25 protein-coding genes are annotated in these 18,110 nt (G+C 62.7%); 13 read left to right on the top strand and 12 right to left on the bottom strand.

Annotated elements, in window-relative coordinates:
* Positions 1 to 5 precede the first annotated feature (5 nt).
* Positions 6 to 1,529 carry a sensor histidine kinase gene (locus GH983_RS04625; protein ID WP_194842786.1) on the top strand — a complete coding sequence of 508 codons (1,524 nt, stop codon included), beginning with the start codon at positions 6 to 8 and terminating at the stop codon, positions 1,527 to 1,529.
* A gap of 42 nt (positions 1,530 to 1,571) precedes the next feature.
* Here GH983_RS04625 and GH983_RS04620 read toward each other — a convergent pair whose 3' ends face one another.
* Both GH983_RS04620 and GH983_RS04615 read right to left on the bottom strand, forming a co-directional pair.
* Positions 1,572 to 2,387 carry an SDR family oxidoreductase gene (locus GH983_RS04620; protein WP_153761760.1) on the bottom strand — a complete coding sequence of 272 codons (816 nt, stop codon included), beginning with the start codon at positions 2,385 to 2,387 and terminating at the stop codon, positions 1,572 to 1,574.
* An 8-nt stretch (positions 2,388 to 2,395) separates the two neighbouring features.
* On the bottom strand, positions 2,396 to 3,589 hold the full coding sequence (locus GH983_RS04615) for a phytanoyl-CoA dioxygenase family protein (RefSeq protein WP_153761759.1): 1,194 nt from the start codon (positions 3,587 to 3,589) through the stop codon (positions 2,396 to 2,398).
* A gap of 55 nt (positions 3,590 to 3,644) precedes the next feature.
* On the opposite strand from GH983_RS04615, the gene GH983_RS04610 reads away from it, so the two are divergent.
* Positions 3,645 to 4,703 (top strand): LacI family DNA-binding transcriptional regulator, encoded by a 1,059-nt coding sequence (locus tag GH983_RS04610; protein WP_153761758.1) that lies wholly within the window; start codon positions 3,645 to 3,647, stop codon positions 4,701 to 4,703.
* Between the two features lie 5 nt (positions 4,704 to 4,708).
* Here the strand turns inward: GH983_RS04610 and GH983_RS04605 are convergent, their stop codons facing one another.
* Positions 4,709 to 5,185 (bottom strand): hypothetical protein, encoded by a 477-nt coding sequence (locus GH983_RS04605; RefSeq protein ID WP_153761757.1) that lies wholly within the window; start codon positions 5,183 to 5,185, stop codon positions 4,709 to 4,711.
* A gap of 225 nt (positions 5,186 to 5,410) precedes the next feature.
* The gene (locus tag GH983_RS04600) at positions 5,411 to 5,803 is read right to left on the bottom strand and encodes a DUF937 domain-containing protein (RefSeq protein ID WP_153761756.1); all 393 of its coding nucleotides are present in this window, start codon (positions 5,801 to 5,803) and stop codon (positions 5,411 to 5,413) included.
* 244 nt (positions 5,804 to 6,047) lie between these two features.
* Between GH983_RS04600 and GH983_RS04595 the strand changes: the two genes are divergently transcribed.
* The 5 genes from GH983_RS04595 (at position 6,048) to GH983_RS04575 (ending at position 9,585) form a co-directional block, all read left to right on the top strand.
* Positions 6,048 to 7,625: a helicase HerA-like C-terminal domain-containing protein gene (locus GH983_RS04595; protein ID WP_054151116.1), complete on the top strand. Its 1,578-nt coding sequence runs from the start codon at positions 6,048 to 6,050 to the stop codon at positions 7,623 to 7,625.
* A 153-nt stretch (positions 7,626 to 7,778) separates the two neighbouring features.
* Positions 7,779 to 8,585, top strand: a complete 807-nt coding sequence (locus GH983_RS04590) for an EAL domain-containing protein (RefSeq protein ID WP_236759329.1) — start codon at positions 7,779 to 7,781, stop codon at positions 8,583 to 8,585.
* Between the two features lie 62 nt (positions 8,586 to 8,647).
* On the top strand, positions 8,648 to 8,968 hold the full coding sequence (locus GH983_RS04585; RefSeq protein WP_153761755.1) for a YnfA family protein: 321 nt from the start codon (positions 8,648 to 8,650) through the stop codon (positions 8,966 to 8,968).
* 63 nt (positions 8,969 to 9,031) lie between these two features.
* Complete coding sequence (locus GH983_RS04580; RefSeq protein WP_153761754.1) at positions 9,032 to 9,277, top strand: BrnT family toxin; 246 nt, start codon at positions 9,032 to 9,034, stop codon at positions 9,275 to 9,277.
* Positions 9,274 to 9,585 carry a BrnA antitoxin family protein gene (locus GH983_RS04575; protein WP_153761753.1) on the top strand — a complete coding sequence of 104 codons (312 nt, stop codon included), beginning with the start codon at positions 9,274 to 9,276 and terminating at the stop codon, positions 9,583 to 9,585. The genes GH983_RS04580 and GH983_RS04575 overlap by 4 nt, the downstream gene beginning before the upstream one ends.
* A 32-nt stretch (positions 9,586 to 9,617) precedes the next feature.
* Here the strand turns inward: GH983_RS04575 and GH983_RS04570 are convergent, their stop codons facing one another.
* A complete protein-coding gene (locus tag GH983_RS04570) occupies positions 9,618 to 10,253 on the bottom strand; it encodes a LysE family translocator (RefSeq protein ID WP_153761752.1) in 636 nt (211 codons plus the stop codon).
* 124 nt (positions 10,254 to 10,377) lie between these two features.
* On the opposite strand from GH983_RS04570, the gene GH983_RS04565 reads away from it, so the two are divergent.
* Positions 10,378 to 11,073 carry a YafY family protein gene (locus GH983_RS04565; protein ID WP_153761751.1) on the top strand — a complete coding sequence of 232 codons (696 nt, stop codon included), beginning with the start codon at positions 10,378 to 10,380 and terminating at the stop codon, positions 11,071 to 11,073.
* A 93-nt stretch (positions 11,074 to 11,166) separates the two neighbouring features.
* On the opposite strand, the gene GH983_RS04560 is transcribed toward GH983_RS04565, so the two are convergent.
* Positions 11,167 to 12,216, bottom strand: coding sequence for a fatty acid desaturase (locus GH983_RS04560; RefSeq protein WP_069041868.1), 1,050 nt, complete (start codon positions 12,214 to 12,216; stop codon positions 11,167 to 11,169).
* Positions 12,217 to 12,531: 315 nt separating this feature from the next.
* On the bottom strand, positions 12,532 to 13,023 hold the full coding sequence (locus GH983_RS04555; RefSeq protein WP_054151123.1) for a hypothetical protein: 492 nt from the start codon (positions 13,021 to 13,023) through the stop codon (positions 12,532 to 12,534).
* A gap of 105 nt (positions 13,024 to 13,128) precedes the next feature.
* Between GH983_RS04555 and GH983_RS04550 the strand changes: the two genes are divergently transcribed.
* The 4 genes from GH983_RS04550 (at position 13,129) to GH983_RS04535 (ending at position 14,532) form a co-directional block, all read left to right on the top strand.
* Positions 13,129 to 13,473, top strand: coding sequence for a hypothetical protein (locus GH983_RS04550; RefSeq protein WP_069041869.1), 345 nt, complete (start codon positions 13,129 to 13,131; stop codon positions 13,471 to 13,473).
* Positions 13,474 to 13,485: 12 nt separating this feature from the next.
* Positions 13,486 to 13,695, top strand: a complete 210-nt coding sequence (locus GH983_RS04545; protein WP_006727165.1) for a cold-shock protein — start codon at positions 13,486 to 13,488, stop codon at positions 13,693 to 13,695.
* A 240-nt stretch (positions 13,696 to 13,935) separates the two neighbouring features.
* Positions 13,936 to 14,172, top strand: coding sequence for a 30S ribosomal protein S21 (gene rpsU, locus GH983_RS04540; protein ID WP_054151125.1), 237 nt, complete (start codon positions 13,936 to 13,938; stop codon positions 14,170 to 14,172).
* Positions 14,173 to 14,304: 132 nt separating this feature from the next.
* Positions 14,305 to 14,532 carry a hypothetical protein gene (locus GH983_RS04535; RefSeq protein ID WP_006727163.1) on the top strand — a complete coding sequence of 76 codons (228 nt, stop codon included), beginning with the start codon at positions 14,305 to 14,307 and terminating at the stop codon, positions 14,530 to 14,532.
* Between the two features lie 75 nt (positions 14,533 to 14,607).
* On the opposite strand, the gene GH983_RS04530 is transcribed toward GH983_RS04535, so the two are convergent.
* Genes GH983_RS04530 through GH983_RS04520 form a run of 3 tightly spaced genes read right to left on the bottom strand, consistent with a single transcriptional unit; the run spans position 14,608 to position 16,647 of the window.
* The gene (locus GH983_RS04530; RefSeq protein WP_153761750.1) at positions 14,608 to 15,384 is read right to left on the bottom strand and encodes a VOC family protein; all 777 of its coding nucleotides are present in this window, start codon (positions 15,382 to 15,384) and stop codon (positions 14,608 to 14,610) included.
* A gap of 29 nt (positions 15,385 to 15,413) precedes the next feature.
* Positions 15,414 to 15,905: a DUF1579 domain-containing protein gene (locus GH983_RS04525; protein WP_153761749.1), complete on the bottom strand. Its 492-nt coding sequence runs from the start codon at positions 15,903 to 15,905 to the stop codon at positions 15,414 to 15,416.
* Between the two features lie 10 nt (positions 15,906 to 15,915).
* Positions 15,916 to 16,647, bottom strand: coding sequence for a thioredoxin family protein (locus GH983_RS04520; RefSeq protein WP_153761748.1), 732 nt, complete (start codon positions 16,645 to 16,647; stop codon positions 15,916 to 15,918).
* 50 nt (positions 16,648 to 16,697) lie between these two features.
* Between GH983_RS04520 and GH983_RS04515 the strand changes: the two genes are divergently transcribed.
* Positions 16,698 to 17,144, top strand: coding sequence for a MarR family winged helix-turn-helix transcriptional regulator (locus tag GH983_RS04515; RefSeq protein WP_069041873.1), 447 nt, complete (start codon positions 16,698 to 16,700; stop codon positions 17,142 to 17,144).
* Between the two features lie 8 nt (positions 17,145 to 17,152).
* Here GH983_RS04515 and GH983_RS04510 read toward each other — a convergent pair whose 3' ends face one another.
* Positions 17,153 to 17,365 carry a hypothetical protein gene (locus tag GH983_RS04510; RefSeq protein WP_054151130.1) on the bottom strand — a complete coding sequence of 71 codons (213 nt, stop codon included), beginning with the start codon at positions 17,363 to 17,365 and terminating at the stop codon, positions 17,153 to 17,155.
* 226 nt (positions 17,366 to 17,591) lie between these two features.
* The gene (locus GH983_RS04505) at positions 17,592 to 18,014 is read right to left on the bottom strand and encodes an organic hydroperoxide resistance protein (protein ID WP_054151131.1); all 423 of its coding nucleotides are present in this window, start codon (positions 18,012 to 18,014) and stop codon (positions 17,592 to 17,594) included.
* Positions 18,015 to 18,110 lie beyond the last annotated feature (96 nt).

Raw genomic sequence — 18,110 nt, 5'->3', positions numbered from 1 at the left:
CCGACATGGTGTTACGCTGGTTCCGGACCATTCAAATCGGGAGTGTCCTGATCCCGGTCGTTGGCGGGCTGATCTGGGGCGGGATCGCCTGGCAGGAGCAGAAGGCGATCGCCACCGATCATGGGGTCGATACCGTCACGCTTGTGCGTCAATACTCGCAGCGCCTGATCGAGACCGAGATCATCAAGCATGGCGCGGCCCGCAGCCGGGTGAACGGCGAGCCGGCGGACTTTCTGCGTTCAGAAGCCTTTCACAGTTTTCTCGCCGGCCTTGACGGTCGCCAGCCGGATAATTTCGGATTGGCGGTCATCAGCGACGAGGGGCGGATGATTGCTTCGAGCCGTGCCTTTCCCGTCGATACGCCGATGGGCCCGCGCGACTATGTCGATGCAATCCGGGGCGGCAGTCGGCTCTATATTGACCGGATCAAGCTTGAACCGGGTGGCGAGGACGCGATCATCGTCGCGACACCCTTTGTCACCAATGATTTCCGCGGCATGATCGTCTCCTCGATCGCCACCGACACCAGCCGCACCTTCCTGCGCGATGTCGCAGCGCAGGATAATGAGGCGGCGTCGCTTACCCGCGACGATGGCAAGCTCCTGGTCCGCCAGGTCCCGTCCGAGCCTATCTTCCTTACCCCGGACACACAGGCGCGGCAGAACATGGCGCTCGGCAATGAAGGGGTTTACGAGGCGCTGGCGATCTCCGACGGTATCAGGCGCATCTACGCCTTCAGCCGGCTCGGCGGCATACCCCTCGTCGCCAATTTCGGTGTGCCGATCGACGGTATCCGTGCAGCCACGATCCGCAGCGCCCTGCCCGTCTGGCTGCTGATGCTTGCGATTTGCGCCTTCACGCTGGTTGCAACGGCGCTTGCGAGACGCAGCATGCTGGCACAGCGCGAAAGCGACCGGCAGGCGCTGAAGCGGGCAGAAGCTGAGAACCTCGCGCATCAACGGGCCGAACTCATGCGCGAGATGAATCACCGGGTGAAAAACAATCTCGCGCTGGTGACGAGCCTCATCAACATGCAGGCCCGACGCGGCAGCTTCGACGTGCAGGCGCTGCAGATGCGGGTCAGAGCGCTCGCCGAGGTGCATGACCTGCTCTACCGCTCCAGCCACGGCGAGAAAATCGATCTCGGCGAGCTCCTGACCCGCGCCTGCGATCCGGCGACGCTGGTGCCGGAAGACCGGGCCATCACGCTCCAAGCCGTTCTGCCGAGCGGCATTCTCCTGCCTGCCGACCGGGCCTCGCCGCTGGCGCTTGCTGCGCTGGAACTGGTGACCAATGCGGTGAAACATGCCTTTGCCGACCGAGAGACCGGCACGATCCGCCTGACGCTGACAGCAGAAAACGACGGCCAGGCCAGCCTCACCATCGCCGATGACGGCATCGGCATGGAGGAGGAGACCGCGCGGCGCTCCGGCACCCGCCTCGTCGATGCCTTCGTCAAGCAGGTGGGCGGCGAGATCACCCGCGAGATGGACGGCGGCACGCGCTATGTGATCCGGTTCGGCCTGTGAGGGAAGCCACGTCGGGGGTTCCGCGACTTCCCTCGCCTCCCCTCAGAGCGTCATCTTTTCCTTCGGGTGCGGGCTGTCCTCATAGGCGCCCCAGATCGACTGGTCGAAATTGATCGTGGCGCCCGTCATCAGGCCACTTTCCTCCGACGACAGATAGGCGCAGGCGCGGGCGACCTCGGCCGGATCGACGAGGCGGCCGAAGGGCTGGCGGGCGGCCGCTTCCTTCAGCCAGTCGGCGGGCGCGCCGTGATATTCCCGCTGGATGCGATCTTCGCCGTCGCTCGCCATCCAGCCGATGTTGAGGGCATTGCAGCGGATGCGGTTCTTCAAAAGGCCGAAGGCGACATTGCGGGTCAAGGTGTCGAGTGCGCCCTTGGAGGCGCAATAGGCGGCTATGAAGGGCTGGCCGGCCATTGCAGACATCGAGGAGATGTTGACGATGGTGCCCTCGACGCCATCGCGCAACATCAGCTTCACCGCATCCTGGATGAGGAAGAAGGGCGCGCGGGTGTTGATCGCGAACATGCGGTCGAACAGCGCTTCGTCGGTGTCTAGGATGGTGCCGCGATCGGTGATGGCGGCGACATTGACCAGCGCGTCGATGCGGCCGAATTTTTCGTCGGCCGCGGCAATCACGCGGCGGCAGTCGGCGACTTCGCCGAGATCGGCTGAGATGAAATGCACCGGGGTGCCGTAGCGGTCGGTGATCTCACGCGCCTTGGCCTCGCCCTTGTCGCGGCTGCGGCCGCAGATGACCAGGCCTTTTGCGCCGCGCTCGGCAAACAGCCGGGCGACTTCCGCGCCGAGCCCCTGCGTGCCGCCGGTAACGACGGCGATCTTGTTGTCCAGTCTTCCCATTGTCTTCCTCATGCCCTGCGCTTGGCAGACTGTGTCTCGACGAGCGCTGCGAAGGCCTCCGGTTCCATGCCCGCCTTGAGCGCTTCCGCCATCATGGTGTTCTGTGTCTTCGGCGCAAGGCCACCGACCGGTGGATCGCTGTCGAGATTGGTCGGGAAGGCATAGCCTTCCGCCGTTGCGGCCATGGCATTGGCGACTTCGGCCAAGGTCAGCGCGCCCTTCCTCTCGGCCGCCAGCAGCGCCGGATAGACCGCCTTGCACATGGCATCGCGGTCGACGCTTTCCATGGCGCGGCCGAAGGCGGAGGAGACCTGCAGCAGGTTTGCCATGCGCCAGATGTCATCAGACACATTGTTGCCGGCGCCGTGCATCAGGGCTGGGTTGAAGAAGACGGCATCGCCCTTCGACAGCGGCAGTTGCACATGGTGCGCGGCAAAGACGGCCTGGAAGTCCGGGCGACCGAAGGCGAGATAACCTTCGAAGAAGGACTGCGAATAGGGCAGGAAGAGCGTCGGGCCGCTCTCGACCGGCATGTCGCAATGGGCGACCGCGCCCTGCAGGGTGAGCAGCGGCGACACGGCATGGATGTGCCCCGGATAGGCCTGCATCTGTTCCGGCGACATGAAGCCGAGGTGATAATCGCGATGCGGGACCTGCGCCTTGCCGCCGGGGTTCACCCGGTTCATCTGCGCCGTCATCTGGTAGCCGCGGCCGAGCCAGGCTTCCGACGCCATGGCGATCGCGTCCGAGGCATAGTAGCGGGCGAAGTTATCGGGGTCGGCGAGCGCGTGTTTCTGCAGCGAGTTCCAGATGCGGTCATTGGCGCCGGGTTTGGCGAAATGGTCGGCGGCCGCCTTACCGCCTTCCTTCTCGGCCTGGACGATGGCGTTGAAGACTTCGGTGGCGCGATCGACGACCGCAAGATCGGCAATGGCGTTGCGGATGACGATGACGCCGGGGCCGGTCGAGAAAGCTTCGACCCACTCGGCCATCAATTCGCGGCGGGCCTCCGGATCGCGGGCGATGTCGCGCACTGCCGATCCATCATAGAGGAGCACGTTCTTCTCGACGCCGGCGGCGAATGGCCAGTCTTCGCGCCTGGTCTTTAGCGCCACCAGCGCCTTGAAGGCCTCGATGTCGCCGGCCTGGCTGTCGAGCCAGACCTTGTCGCGGCGACGGCTGGTCAGCGTTCTCTGGTCCATGATGTCCTCCCGAAATCCTCTTCCACCTTGACCATAGTCAGGCAACGAGTGAGAGATGAGCGGCAAAACACCTCAAAAACACCTCAAGGCCGATCCCATGCGCCCGCCCTTTCCGCTCAAGGACATCGCCCTGCAATCGGGCCTCAGTCTCGCCACCGTCGATCGAGCCCTGCACGGACGCGGGCATGTGGCGAAGGCGACGGGGCTTCGCATCGAGGCGGCGATCGCGGAACTGGAGCGGCAATATGCCGAGGCACGCATCGGCGGGCGGCGCCTCGTCATCGACGTGGTCATGGAAACGCCGCAGCGTTTTTCGAATGCCGTGCGCGCGGCCTTTGAAGCCGAACTGCCGGGCATGCGGCCGGCTTCGCTGTCGGCCCGCTTTCACGTGGCCGAGACCATGGAGGAACGCGATCTTCTCGCCATCCTCAAGCGCATTCGCCGGCGCGGCAGCCATGGCGTCGTCGTCAAGGTGCCCTCGACGCCGGCGATCGCGGAGATGGCGGCCGAGTTGATGGACAGCGGCATTCCTGTGGTGACGCTGGTGACCGACCTGCCCGCCACTGTGCGGCAGGGTTATGTCGGCATGGACAACCGGGTGGCGGGGGCAACGGCCGCCTATCTGCTTGCCCGCATGGCGGGGCCGGCTGCGGGCAAGGTGCTTGTCACACTGTCGAGTGCGAGATTTTCCGGCGAGGAAGAACGCCAGCGCGGCTTTCGCGATGCGCTTGGAAGGGACGCGCCGCATCTTGGCATCGTGACGATATCAGAGGGGTTCGGCGTCGACCGCACGACGGAAAGGCTGGTGAAGGCGGCGCTTGTCGCGGATCCCGAGATCCGCGCCGTCTATTCGATCGGCGGCGGCAACCGGGCAATCCTGCGCGCGTTCGCCGAGGAGCGGCGCCGGATCGACGTCTTCGCCGCCCATGACCTCGACGCCGATAACAGGGCGCTTTTGGCGGAGGGTCGCCTGACCTTCGTCATCCATCACGATCTGCGCCAGGACGCCCGCAGCGCCTGCCAGATGGTCATGGCGCATCACCGCATGCTGCCCCGGGATTTCCAGGTGGCACCATCGCGGGTGGCGATCGCCACGCCGCATGAGGGGATGTGAGGGGATTAGTCGTCGCGGCGGATCATGCCGGAGATGGCGGCGGCGGCGATGGCGGTGACGACCCAGCCTGCGACGATGAACATCTTCTGGAGGTAGAAGAGCCGGTAGCCCCACTCGCCACGCGCCGGGGACGGTGCCCAGGCATCGGTCTGGCCGAGATCGAGGACGGGCACGACGACATCGAGGGCATAGGCGAAGGCGTAGAAGGTTTCGTAGTCCTTGCCGGGGGCGTTGGCGTCGGTCCATTCGGCAGCAGGGTTTTCGGAGGGGCCGTCGGCGATGGTCTTCCAGTCTGGGGATGTGAGGACGACGGCGGAATTGGGGGCGAAATCGCCGGCGTTCCAGGTGAGTTGGGCGGCGATCATCATCAGGCCAACGAGACCAGCGATACTGCTACTTAGGAGCAACCGCTCAGCCTCACTGAGCGCGTCCTCGCCCTCCAGCTTCTCGATATCGGCATAGGTTCGGATCAGTATGCTCACCCCAGCGTTTCAACTGATCGCGACACTAGCTGCGGGTTTCGGCGCCCGCAACCATAGGGCGGCAAGGCGCTTGTGGCTCCCCCTCACCCGGCCTCCGCTTCGCTCGGCCACCCTCTCCCCGAGGGGAGAGGAGCAGTCGCAAGCGTCGTGGCGCCGGTGACCCAAACGCAAAAAAGCCGCCAGGTTGCCCCGGCGGCTTTTGTCGTTTCACACCTATCGCTCGTTTCAGACGAACTGGCTGAGGCCCGGGACCGAGGCGACGACTTCGTCGACCACGTCGGAGCCGGCGTATTCGCGGGCAACCGCCATGGTTTCCTTGGCGAGCGTCGAGATTTCGCCCATGCCGAGGCCTTGCGACATCAGCTGCTGGCCGAGGCCCATGATGCCGCCGCCGCCGATGGCGCTCATCAGGCCGCCGAGCAGGCCGCCGCCGCCAGAGCCTTCGCCATTGTGCTTGGCGACCAGTTCAGCGGCACCGGGGATGGCTTCGATCATGCGGGCGACCGGGCCGTCGGCTGCTTCGCGCTGCAGGAAGCCGAGCATCATGCCAAGGGCTGTTTCAGCCTTTTCCGGGGAAATGCCGACACTGTCGGCGATGCGGGTGACGATTTCGCTCATTCTCGAAGTCCTCCTGAGGCGATTTTGACGTTAACGTCAACGTAATGGATGTTCACGGTGAACTCAAGCGGTCCAGCCCTGGGGTGACAAAAATTGCCGGGGACAGGACGGACCCGGCAGAGCACCCGACACCGCCTTGACGCCAAGGACCGTACCAAGGTGAGACATCCGACCGTTGTCGATGTTCCACACTCCTCCTATAAGAGCAAGCTGAAGTCCTGATGACGATGGGAGAAACGTCCGCATGCTGCAAGAAGGCTCGCTCTATCTCGGCACCAGCCGCAACCCGGACGACAGCCTGAACAAGGCTGAATACATGGCGCTGAAATACGGCAACCGCCACGGCATCGTCACCGGCGCGACGGGTACCGGCAAGACGGTGACGCTACAGGTGCTGGCCGAGAGCTTTTCCGAGGCCGGCGTTCCCGTCTTTGCCTCCGATATCAAGGGCGACCTTTCCGGCGTTGCCGCCATGGGCGAGCCGAAGGACTGGATCACGCAGCGGGCGACACAGATCGGCTTTACCGATTACGCACCCGCCGAATTCCCCGTCATCTTCTGGGATCTCTATGGCGAGAAGGGCCATCGGGTGCGCACCACGGTGGCCGAGATGGGACCGTTGTTGCTCTCGCGCCTGATGAACGCTTCGGAGGCACAGGAAGGCGCGCTCAACATCGCCTTCAAGATTGCCGATGAGGGTGGGCTGCCGCTGATGGATCTCAAGGATCTGCAGGCGCTGCTCAATTACATGGCCGAACACACGTCCGAACTTTCGAGCCAGTTCGGTCTCATCTCCAAGGCTTCGATCGCGACACTTCAACGGGGATTGTTGATCCTCGAGCAGCAGGGCGCGGAGAATTTCTTCGGCGAGCCGGCGCTCAAGGTGACCGACATCATGCGCACCACCCATGACGGGCGCGGGGCGATTTCGATTCTGGCCGCCGACAAGCTGATGATGAACCCGCGTCTTTACGCGACCTTCCTGCTCTGGCTGCTCTCTGAGCTGTTCGAGGAACTGCCGGAAGTGGGCGATCTCGACAAGCCGAAGCTCGTCTTCTTCTTCGACGAGGCGCATCTTCTCTTCAACGACGCGCCGAAGGTCTTGATCGAGCGGGTCGAGCAGGTGGTGCGGCTGATCCGTTCCAAGGGCGTCGGCGTCTATTTCGTCACGCAGAACCCGCTCGACGTGCCGGAGACCGTGCTCGCCCAGCTCGGCAACCGGGTGCAGCACGCGCTTCGCGCCTATACGCCGCGGGAGCAGAAGGCGGTCAAGACAGCGGCCGACACCTTCCGGCCGAACCCCGCTTTTGACTGTGCAGATACCATCACCCAGCTCGGCATCGGCGAGGCGCTGGTGTCGACGCTCGAAGCCAAGGGCATTCCTTCCATGGTCGAGCGGACGCTGATCCGTCCGCCCTCGGGCAAGGTGGGACCGATTGACGACGCCACGCGGCAGAAGGTGATGAACCTGTCGCCGGTCGCCGGGCAATACGACATCGATCTCGATTCGGAATCGGCTTACGAGATCCTCACCGCCCGGGCGAAGAAGGCCGCAGACGCCGAGGCAGCGCGGCGCGCGGCGGAGGAGAAGGCGGAAAGCGGTGACAGCGGTGACAGCGCTGCCGGTCGCTGGACCCTGCCCGGCTTCGGCGACGAGCCCGAGGAGACGCAGAACAGCCGCAAGACGACAACGACGAAACGCTCCGGCGGCTATCAGCGCGAAACGGTGATCGAGGCCGCCATGAAGAGTGCGGCACGCTCCGTTGCGACCTCGGTTGGCCGTGCCCTGGTTCGCGGTATCCTCGGCAGTCTTCGCCGGTGAAGGCTCGCGTTTTTCTCGCGCGCCACAAGAACTGAGTGACGAAAGCTCGCCGTTATCGGCGGGTTTTTGTTCACTTCCGTGCAACCATACCTGATATATACTCATCACTGATACAATTCGCGGACCTGTCTCCGGGAATTCATGGGGTCGAGCTTGGACAGCAGTCTGGATCACGTCGTTCTGGTCAACAATGCAAAGCGCGCGCTGGAACGCGGACGCTTTGAGCTCACCTACCAACCCATCTATTCCGTCGATAACCGGGAAGTGGACAGTGTGGAAACACTGCTGCGCTGGCGCATTGCGCCTGGTCGACTGGCGGCCGCGCAGGACTTCCGCGCCGTCTTTCGCGATCCCATGATGTCGCTGTCGATCCGTGATTTCGTGCTGTCGACGACACTGCGCCAGGCGGCGCGTTGGCGGGCCGAGGGCCACGACATGGGGCGGATCAGTGTCAATGCCACGGCCTTCGATCTGTGTTCCGGCGATTTTGCCCTGCGGCTGACCGACATGGTGCAGGGTTTTGGCCTGACACCCGATATGCTGGAGATCGAGGTTGCAGAGCCGGCTTTCTATGGCCCGCTGGCAAAGCCGGTCAGCCTGGCGCTCGAAGCCTTGCATTACTGCGGCTTTTCGCTGGCCATGGACAATTTCGGCGCGACCCATGCAGGGCTTACGGCGCTCCGCAACCACAGCTTCCGGCGCTTGAAGATCGACCATTCGCTGATGCGCAGTGCGCTCACCAATGCCGTCGACAAGGCGATCGTGCGCCATGTCATCGCGCTTGGCCACGATCTCGGCATGATCGTCACGGCAGCCGGTGTCGAGAACGAAGACCAGATGGAAATCGCCGTGCAGCTCGGCTTCGACAGCGTGCAGGGCTTCTTCGTCTGCTTCCCGAAGGAAGCGGAGCTTCTGCCGCGCGTCTGTCATGTGCTCAACCTGCAGGGGCGATCCGCCTGAGCCACTGGCCTCATGCCATTATGCCCTTCCGCCCTCGCCGATGAGATGGCAGGATGGCGCCCATGACCTTGCTGATCTATCCGCTGGCTGCCCTTGCCGAAATCGCCGGATGTTTTGCCTTCTGGGCCTGGCTGAAACTCGACCGCTCGCCGCTCTGGCTCGTGCCCGGCCTTCTGTCGCTTGCGGTGTTCGCGTGGCTGTTGACACTGGTCCCCTCCGAGGCAGCGGGCCGCGCCTATGCCGCCTATGGCGGGGTCTATATCGCCGCGTCGCTTTGCTGGCTCTGGCTGATCGAGGGGCAGCGGCCGGATCGCTTCGACCTGACGGGTGCCGCGATCTGCCTTGTCGGCGCAGCGGTGATCCTGTTGCCTGCCCGGGGCTGAACGAAAAGACCCCAGATTGGCAGGATGCCGGCTTGCGGAATTTCCGTATATACATGAACTACGGTGATTGTCTGGGATGAACCGAAGCGGCAGCAGAATCTGGCGAAGCACAGCCTCGACTTTGCCGAACTCGATCTGTCGTTTTTCCTGACTGCTTCGATCCGGACGGCGAAGACCGGTCGGGCGATCGCGGTCGGAGAGTTCCAGGGTCGCGCTATCGTCGCAGTCGTCTTTCTTCCGATGGGGCGCGAAGCAATCTCCATCATCTCCATGCGTCCGGCGAGCCGTCGGGAAAGGAGCGAGACATGAAAAACAAATTCTCCTCTGCACGTCCCCTGACCGATGAGGAAGAAGCCGAGATCCAGGCGATGAGTGCGTCTGATCCCGACAACCCGGAAATGACGGAAGAGGAATTGAAGGAGTTCCGCCCCTTCCGCGAGGTGTATCCCGATCTCGCCGCAGCGATCGACCGCAAGCTTGGTCGTCCCAAGGCGAAGACAACGAAAAAGGCGATCAGCCTGCGGCTCGACCAAGAGGTGATCGAGCGGTTCAAGGCGGGTGGCGAGGGATGGCAGTCGCGGATGAACGAGGTGCTGCGAAAGGCGGTGGGGCTTTAAGACCCCTGCCCCGTTCCGCCCTCCCGAGCCATTCACCAACTCCTCCACCCTTCCACCAGCATCAGCGCCGCCAGGGCAACCAGCAGCCAGCCGGCGGCGCGGCCGATCCAGATGGTGACTTCAGGCTTCGAGACCAGCGCATCCCGCCCCTTGGCCGCAGCGAAAGCAAGCCCGCCATAGACCAGCCCCTGCAGCATGAGGGTGAGCGCGCCCATGACGAGCGCCTGACGCCAGAAGGGGCCGTATTCGGGGCGCATGAATTGCGGATAGACGGCGAGGATGAAGAGCCAGGCCTTCGGGTTGAGCAGGCAGGTGATCAGTCCCTGGCCGAAGATGCGGGCCGTCCGGTGCAGGTTTGAGGCTTCAATGCCGTCGATGACGATGGCGCTTCTGGCCAGCGTATAGCCGATCCAGATCATATAGGCCGAACCGATCACCAGCATGGGGCCGGCAAGCTGCGGGACCAGCGTCGAGAGGACTGTCACGGCGATGGTGCCGAAAAGCGTGTGGAAGACGCCGCCCAGCATGATGCCGGACGTGGCGGCCACGCCTGCGCGGCGGCCGCCGGTCAGGCCATTGGCGATGACGAAGATCATGTCCATGCCGGGCACGGTGATGATGCCTGCCAGAAGAAGCGTGAAAAGCCAGAGGTTTTCGGTGTAGGTCATGTCAGTTGTCCATGCTGCAAAGTGGATGGCCGATCCAGCTTTTCGCCTGTTTTCAGCCTGTTCGGACATGCTATAGAGAGAGCCAACTGACAGAGCTGTGTCAGTTGTGATGAGGACCTCATCCATGCGCAAGGCTTCCCGGCTGTTCGAGATCATCCAGACCTTGAGGCTCGCCAACCACCCGATAACCGCTCAGCAGATGGCGGAAAAGCTGGAGGTCACGCAGAGGTCGATCTATCGCGATATCGCCGCCCTTCAGGCGATGCGCGTGCCGATCGAGGGCGAGCGCGGGATCGGCTATATCCTGCGCCCCGGCTTTCACCTGCCGCCCCTGATGTTCACGCCCGAGGAGACGGAAGCGATCGTGCTTGGCATGGCGCTGACCAAACGCACGGCGGACAGGGAGCTGCGGGAGGCATCTGCCCGGGTGCTGGACAAGATTGCGGCTGCCCTTCCAGACCCGCTGCGCGAGGCGATCATCTCGCGCACGCTTTATGCCTGGGGACGGGTGGCAGAAGCGCCCGAGGCCATCGACTTTGCGATGATCCGCAGGGCGATCCGCGACGAGGAGACGCTGGACATCGACTATGTCAACGAGCAGCAGCAGGCGACGACGCGGCGGCTCCGGCCGATCGCCGTCATCCATTACGCGGAATCGGAAGTCGTTGTCGCCTGGTGCGAGCTGCGCGAGGGCATCCGTAATTTCCGGGTTGACCGGATGCGAGACTGCCGGGCGACAGGCGCACATTTCCGCCGCGAGGGGGACCGGCTGCGGAAGTTGTGGGTGGCGGGGTGGGACACCTCCGGCCAGGGCGGTTAGAGACGTGCCAGCACTACTGCAAATGAAACGCCCGCCGCTTCTGGAGCGACGGGCGTAAAGACTTTGCGAAAAACCGGTAGTCGTGTCGTGGACTCAGGCGACCGCCATCCGCCTGGCTTCCCGGAACGACACAAGGCGTCCGCGGGCTTCGTCCCAGAGGACGAGTTTCACGCAGGCGAAGCTTTGCATCAGCGTGATGCGGCTGATGGTCTTCAGTTCAGGGTGGTCGCGCAGGACTTCCGGCAGACGGTAGAAGGGGATCTTGCTCGACAGGTGATGCACATGGTGCACGCCGATATGGCCGGTCAGCCAGCGCAGGCCCCAGGGCAGATCGTAGTGCGAGGCGCCGTGGAGAGCGGCGTGCTGGAACTGCCACTCCGGAGGGTTGGACCAATGGGTGTCTTCGAACTGGTGCTGGACGTAGAAGAGCCAGATGCCCAATGCGCCGGCGAGCAGCACGATCGGCAGATGCACGATGAGGAAAGCATCGAGGCCGGCAAGCCAGATCATCAGCGCCGCCATGATGACCATGCCGGCATTCGTTGCCATGGTGGAGACCCAGGGCAAAGCGCCGTCCTTCATCATGCCGAAGGGCAGACGCTGCTTCAAGAGGAAGACCCAGATCGGGCCGATGCCGAAGAGCACGACCGGATTGCGATAGAGGCGGTAGCCGAGGCGGCCCATCGGGGACAGGGCCTTGTATTCGGCAACCGTCAGCGTGGTGATATCGCCGACGCCACGTTCCTCGAGATTGCCGGCGGTCGCATGGTGTTCGGCATGGGCCCGGCGCCAATAGTCATACGGCGTAAAGGTCAGGACGCCGAGCAGGCGACCGGTCCAGTCGTCGATCGAGCGACGGGCGAAGAAGGCGCCGTGGCCGCAGTCATGCTGGATGATGAAGAGGCGCAGCAGGAAGGCTGCCGCCGGCACGACGAGCACGAGGCCCGGCCAGAAGGCGTATTCGAAGCTTGCCCAGGCACCGAGCCAGAGCAGGACGAAGGGCACGAGCGTGACGCCGAGCTCGAAGCTCGAGCGCGTCAGGTCCGGTTTGCGATAGGTATTGACGATTTTCAGCCAGGCCTTGGCGTCAGGGGTCTCGTCTTCGACGATTTGATCGTCGCGGTAATCGAATGCAGCGCTCACAGGCCGGCCTCCGAAAGGTTGGTTTGATCGGGGAAGGCGGCAGAGAGGCTAATGACGCCCGATATCGGGGCGCGCGACACGGGGCATCCGAAGGAGAGGCCCGCAGCAATGGTCATGGTCGGCTGGCTTTCGTGACTTAGAGATCGCCCGTCACTCCTGGAACGGGTGGCCTCTCCTATCAGATCATGGAGGCCTTGTCGCCATGGAACACTGTCGCTTGTCCGGCTGCGGCATTTCGCCGGCCATTGTGCATGGCGTCCCGGAACACTTGTGAACCGGGACGCTGGTCTTCTGGTCAGGGACGAGCGGCGCTCATCAGCCGGCCGGCTTCAGTGTTGCGAGGATCTTTCCGACTTCGGGCATGTTCTGGGCTTCGGTTTCCGTGGATGCCCAGTAGGTGACGATGGCGATCTTTTCGTCAGAAAGGCCAATGATGCCCACGCCGATGGAGACGGGACCGTCCTTGTCCGTGCCCTTCCAGTCGATGGTCTCGAACGGCATGCCGTTCAGCTGGTCCTTTGATTCTTTCTGAGACGCCGGATCCGGCACGACACCGTTTTCTTCCAGGAAGCCGAAAACGTCGGTCATGACCTGGTCCATGTCTTCGGCGCCTGCAATGTCGAAGGAGATATAGGTGCCGGCGTCAGGAGAGTTCGCCTCGACGCCGTAATCGGTCTCGGTCGGCTGCCAATCATCGGGGATTTCCACGGTTGCGGCCGGCTCGTCGGAGGGGAAGGTAAAACTGCCTGCAAGTGCGGTGGACGCGGTGATCAGGAGGATTGCGGTTGCGGCGAGAAACTTGTTCATCGGAGGGTCCGTTGATGAGGGATGAGACGTGCCAGATGGTGGCTTTTTCAAGCCGCAGGTGGCGCGTTGTCGTAGCAAGCAGAGGTCAAGAAAGTCGTACTGTTTTTGCGTGAAACGGCCTATAGCGTTGAAAAAAATATCGATCCTTCACGATATGATGAAGAAATATTGAAGGAGCGTATTCCACGGCTTGCCACATCACTTTTTCGCCGCGGTGCAAAAGCCGCTTTCTGCAATGTTTTCCGCCGCTTCCCGCGCGCCTTTCGCTTCGTGAACAGCCTTGAAACAGCGGTTTTCCGGTTTTTGCTTGTATCGACGCCATCCTTTCCCTATATTGCCGGCATCGAAGATTGCGAGCGACTTTGTCTACGCGCTTTTAGCGCACGCCAGATTTCCTTCAACGTCGATATACCAGCCGTCGAATGTCTCGGCGGCAAGCCCAACGATTGAAAGGAAATCGTTATGAACACAGGTACCGTAAAGTGGTTCAACAGCACCAAGGGTTTTGGTTTCATCCAGCCGGATGAAGGCTCTGCCGACGTGTTCGTCCACATCTCTGCAGTTCAGCGCGCCGGCATGCGCGACCTCGTCGAAGGCCAGAAGATCGGCTACGACATCGTCCAGGACAAGCGTTCTGGCAAGAGCTCGGCCGACAACCTGCGCGCCGCTTAATAATTTGTCGCTCGCCCCCGCTGATAACGGATTTACCGGCAGAGGGGGCTGAGTGGCGAGGGAAGGTCGGGTTCCGCCCGGCCTTTTTTGTTTATCCTGTGATCGAAGCCATCAGCCGCGATCCACATCTTTGCCCGATTTTGTCGGGATCTTCGCCGGGGCATGGCGCGTTAGCCTGTCGTATCCCCTCCTTTGAAACTCGAAAACAAGCGGGCATCAACGCCCGGAAAGGAAACGACCGTGCAAGTTCTCGTTCGTGACAACAATGTCGACCAAGCACTCCGCGTGCTGAAGAAGAAGATGCAGCGCGAAGGTCTCTTCCGCGAGATGAAGGCCCGCAGCGCCTTTGAAAAGCCGTCGGAGAAGCGCGTGCGCGAAAAGGCGGAAGCCATTCGTCGCCAGCGCAAGCTCGCGCGTAAGAAGATGCAGCGCGAAGGCCTTCTGCCGGCTCCGAAGAAGGCAGTGCGTACGCGCTAATGACGCTATGATCCGTGCGCCCTCGGGCGCGCGGACCCGCCCTCCCCGCCACGAAGGCGCAACACAGTTTGCGACGCGGGCAGGGATCAGACATGCCGAGACAGGCAGCCAGGCTGCAGGAAGGATCCGGACATGACCGCCACCAAAGAGACCTTCTTCAAGCCTGAAAAGGTTTCCCCGCAGGACAAGGCCGCCACGACCGACAGCGTCGCCCGTTCGCTGATCGCTCAGGAAGCGACCGCGCGCGAACGCAAGACGGAAACGCTGAAGGCGCTGCGCATGCAACGGGAAGCGCTCGAAGCCGAGCAGGCCCCTGCACCGAAGAAGCGTGCCGTGAAAAAGGCCGTGAAGCGCGGCTGAGCCGAGCGCAAACGACCACCAAGTCAGAAATTCCAGGAAGCCGGGGCTGCGGATGCTGCCCCGGCTTCTTTCATGTCATTTCTTCGCCGCCGTCAGATTGAAATAGGCGCCTTGCGGGTCCTGGCAGGCTGCGATCCAGGCGCCACCGGGGACCTCATGGGGGCCGAACATCAACTGCCCGCCGAGAGACTTCATCCTGTCGATCGCCGAATCGATGGCCGGGACGATGAAAAAGAAGCCCCAATAGGGCATTGGCATCTCAGGCGTCTTGTTCATCATGCCGCCGATGCCGCGATCGCCGAGCTTGAAGGTCTGGTACGTCCCCAAATCTCCCATATCGACTGCCATGTCCTTTTCCCAACCGAATCGGGCGGCGTAGAAGTCCCAGACCTTTTCCCAATCACCGGCCATCAGCTCGTTCCAGCCGACCGTGCCGGTGCTGCCGGGGGTCGGCCAGCTGCCGGTTTCACCATCTGGCATCTTCGGCGTCATGAGGCAGACGACGGCGCCTTGCGGATCGGCGACGACGGCGAAACGGCCAATGCCGGGGATATCCTCCGGCGGGCGGTGGATCGCGCCGCCGTTCGACTCGTATTCGGCGGCCGTCTTGTCGACATCGTCGACGGCGATATAGCCGGTCCAGTTGGGCGGTATGCCCTGCCCTTTCATGTCCTCGGTCAACGCCATCATTCCGGCCACGCCGGAAGGGAAACCGGGTACGGCGAAGGTGGTGTAGGTAAAGCCCTCCATCTCCATATCGGTCGGCTCCCAGCCGAGCAGCGCGCCGTAAAAGGCCTTGGCCGCGGCCGGATCGGGGGTCATCAGCTCGTGCCAGATGAATGTGCCATGCATGCGCAGTCCCTCTCTCAATCTGTCGGCGATCAGCCGATGCGTTTTGCTTCGCTGGTCATGAAGGTGTGAAAGCTGCCGCCGGGTTGGCGAACACTGCCCGAGAAGGTTCTGGTGTCATCATCGACGAAGTGGATGACATCACGATAGGTCTCGGTCCGTCCGGGGTCCTGCATGCTCGGCCCCTTGGCCTCGAGCACAAGCGTCTGACCGTCATCTTCCAGCCAGCCCCTGTAGACCCAGAACTTGTCCATCATCGACCCGATCCAGCTGCCGACATAGTGGCCGAGGCGCGGATCGTAACCGAGGGTCATGATCATGGTAGCACGGCCGCCTTTCGTACCCATACCGCCCTCACCTTCCGCGACCACCCAGAGGCCGCCGATGGAGCGGATCTTTTCGGTACATCGCTTCTCGGGATCGTCGGGGTCGTAGCCTTCCATCCCGGTCGAGGTCAGGAAGAGCCAGTCGCCGACCAGCCGGTCGAGGACATGGTGATGTTCGCTGGGCTTGGCAAACTCCATGATACCCTCCTCAGTGGCAGCAACCGGCCTTTTCAGCCGGCTTGGCGACATACTCGTCCTTGCGCTTGACGAAACTCAGCGTGCCCGTCTCGTTGCGGCCGAGCGGCGCGTGGTCGAGGATCATCAGTGTGCCCAGCGCCTCCTCCCCGCCCCGGGCATATTGCGAATAGGTATGGAAGATCTCGCCCTCGTCGTTGCGGTAGAAGGCGGACAAACCCGGCAGCTCGTCAAAGGCCCGGTCGCTCGGCGTTTCGCGGAAGTTGTAGTTCACCGAACCGGAGGCGAGCTCCTCCTTGGTGAAGGAAACATGGAAATCGTAGTTGAACTCGCTGCCTGCTGACGAGACCCAGGGGAAGCGCCAGCTCATGCGGCGCTTATAGGCCTCGATCTTTTCGAGCGGCGCGCGGGAGACGGTGACGAGGGTCACGTCGTGATTGTTGAGATGCGGCAACATGCCGTCGATATGATCGGCGAAGAAGGAGCAGCCCTCGCAGCCGGCCTCCCAATCCGGATGAAACATGAAATGGTTGATCATCAGCTGGCTGCGACCATCGAACAGGTCGGCAAGCGTCTTTTCGCCCGATGGCGACTGGAAGCGGTAGTCCTTCTCCATGCGCACCCAGGGCAAGGCGAGGCGCGCGGCATTCACCCGGTCGCGCTGACGGGTCAGTTCTTTTTCCTGCTGAAGCAAGGCTTTGCGGGCCTCCAACCATTCTTCCCGCGAAACAACCGAATATTCCATTTTCCCGATCCTCCTCTTGACAATTAGGTTGATATCAACATATTTAGTCCATGTCAAACATGCCCCTGATTCCTTACGCCACGACCATCCACGTCAAAGATACCTGCCTTTGCCTGCATGCCCAGCGCGCGGCGCGCGCGCTCGCTCGTCGCTTCGATCTAGCACTGAAGCCGGTCGGACTGACCAACCAGCAATTTTCCCTGATGATGGCGCTGAACCGGCCGGAACCGCCGCCCATGGGGCCTGTTGCCAGACTTCTGGCCATGGATCGCACCACGCTGACGGCCGCGCTGAAGCCGCTTTCGGCGCGCGGTTGGGTATCGATCGAGCCGGATCCGAAGGACAAGCGCGGCAAGCGGCTGCGGCTGACGGAGGAAGGTGCGCGTACGCTGTCCAGCGCTGTGCCGATCTGGACCGATCTGCATGGCGAGATCGAGGCCGGCATGCAGGCCGACCCCGCGATCCTTCGCCGCGGACTGCTGGAGGTCAGTGCCTGACGGCTGCCTCAGCCGAGGCCAAGCGGCAGGGCGACCAGCGGACCGATCAACATGACTGTCGCCATGGCGAGCGCCACACGGTCGCGGCCCTCGAACAGCGGCCCGCGGAAGGCGGATGCCGGGTAGCTGCGGCGGATCTCGTGACGGGTCACCTCGTTGACCGGAAGATCCGGCGACAGGCGATGATCCTCATAGATTGCATTGGCTGTGGTGGTTTGCATGGTTTCGTCCTCGATTGTGGGTATCGAGGTCCAACCGGGAACAAGGGCAAAGGGTTCCCCTCCGCGCTTATTGCGCTTTCCGCTGGACTGGCGGTTGCGATTGGCACCGGCGCAGTGACGGCGCCCGGCCCGGACAATGGACGCGGCTTGGGAGCATGCGACGCGGACATGAAAAAGGCCGGCACGAGGCCGGCCTTCGGGCGGTGGATATCTCAATTGAGACCGATCAGATGACCGAGACCGGAACTTCGGTCGAGGTGCGCATGGCGTGGCTGTAGGGGCAGACGATGTGGGCGGCCGCAACCAGCTTCTCGGCCAGTTCGCGCTCCATGCCGGGGATCTCGACCGAAAGCTTCACTTCGATGCCGAAGCCAGTGCCGTCTTCGCGCGGGCCGATACCGACTTCGGCGTGGACCTTGGCGTTTTCCGGGATCTTCACCTTTTCCTTGCCGGCAACAGCCTTCAACGCGCCGAGGAAGCAGGCTGAATAGCCGACAGCAAAGAGCTGCTCGGGATTGGTGCCGGTTGCGCCGTCGCCGCCGAGTTCCTTCGGGGTGGTGAGCGTGACATCGAGGACGCCATTGTCGGAGGCGCCATGACCGGAGCGGCCGCCGGTGGCATGTCCGTGTGCGGTGTAAAGAATAGCCATTGGATGTTCTCCTTGTTTTGCGGTTGGTGAATTTCTATATAGTGGACAATTGAATTGCGCGCAATTGTTTTTTGCGCATTGAAATGTGCGCCAGTT

Origin of the sequence: Agrobacterium sp. MA01 (assembly GCF_009650195.1) — a bacterium.
GTDB lineage: Bacteria > Pseudomonadota > Alphaproteobacteria > Rhizobiales > Rhizobiaceae > Allorhizobium.
This window is presented reverse-complemented; position numbering and strand designations above follow the sequence as displayed.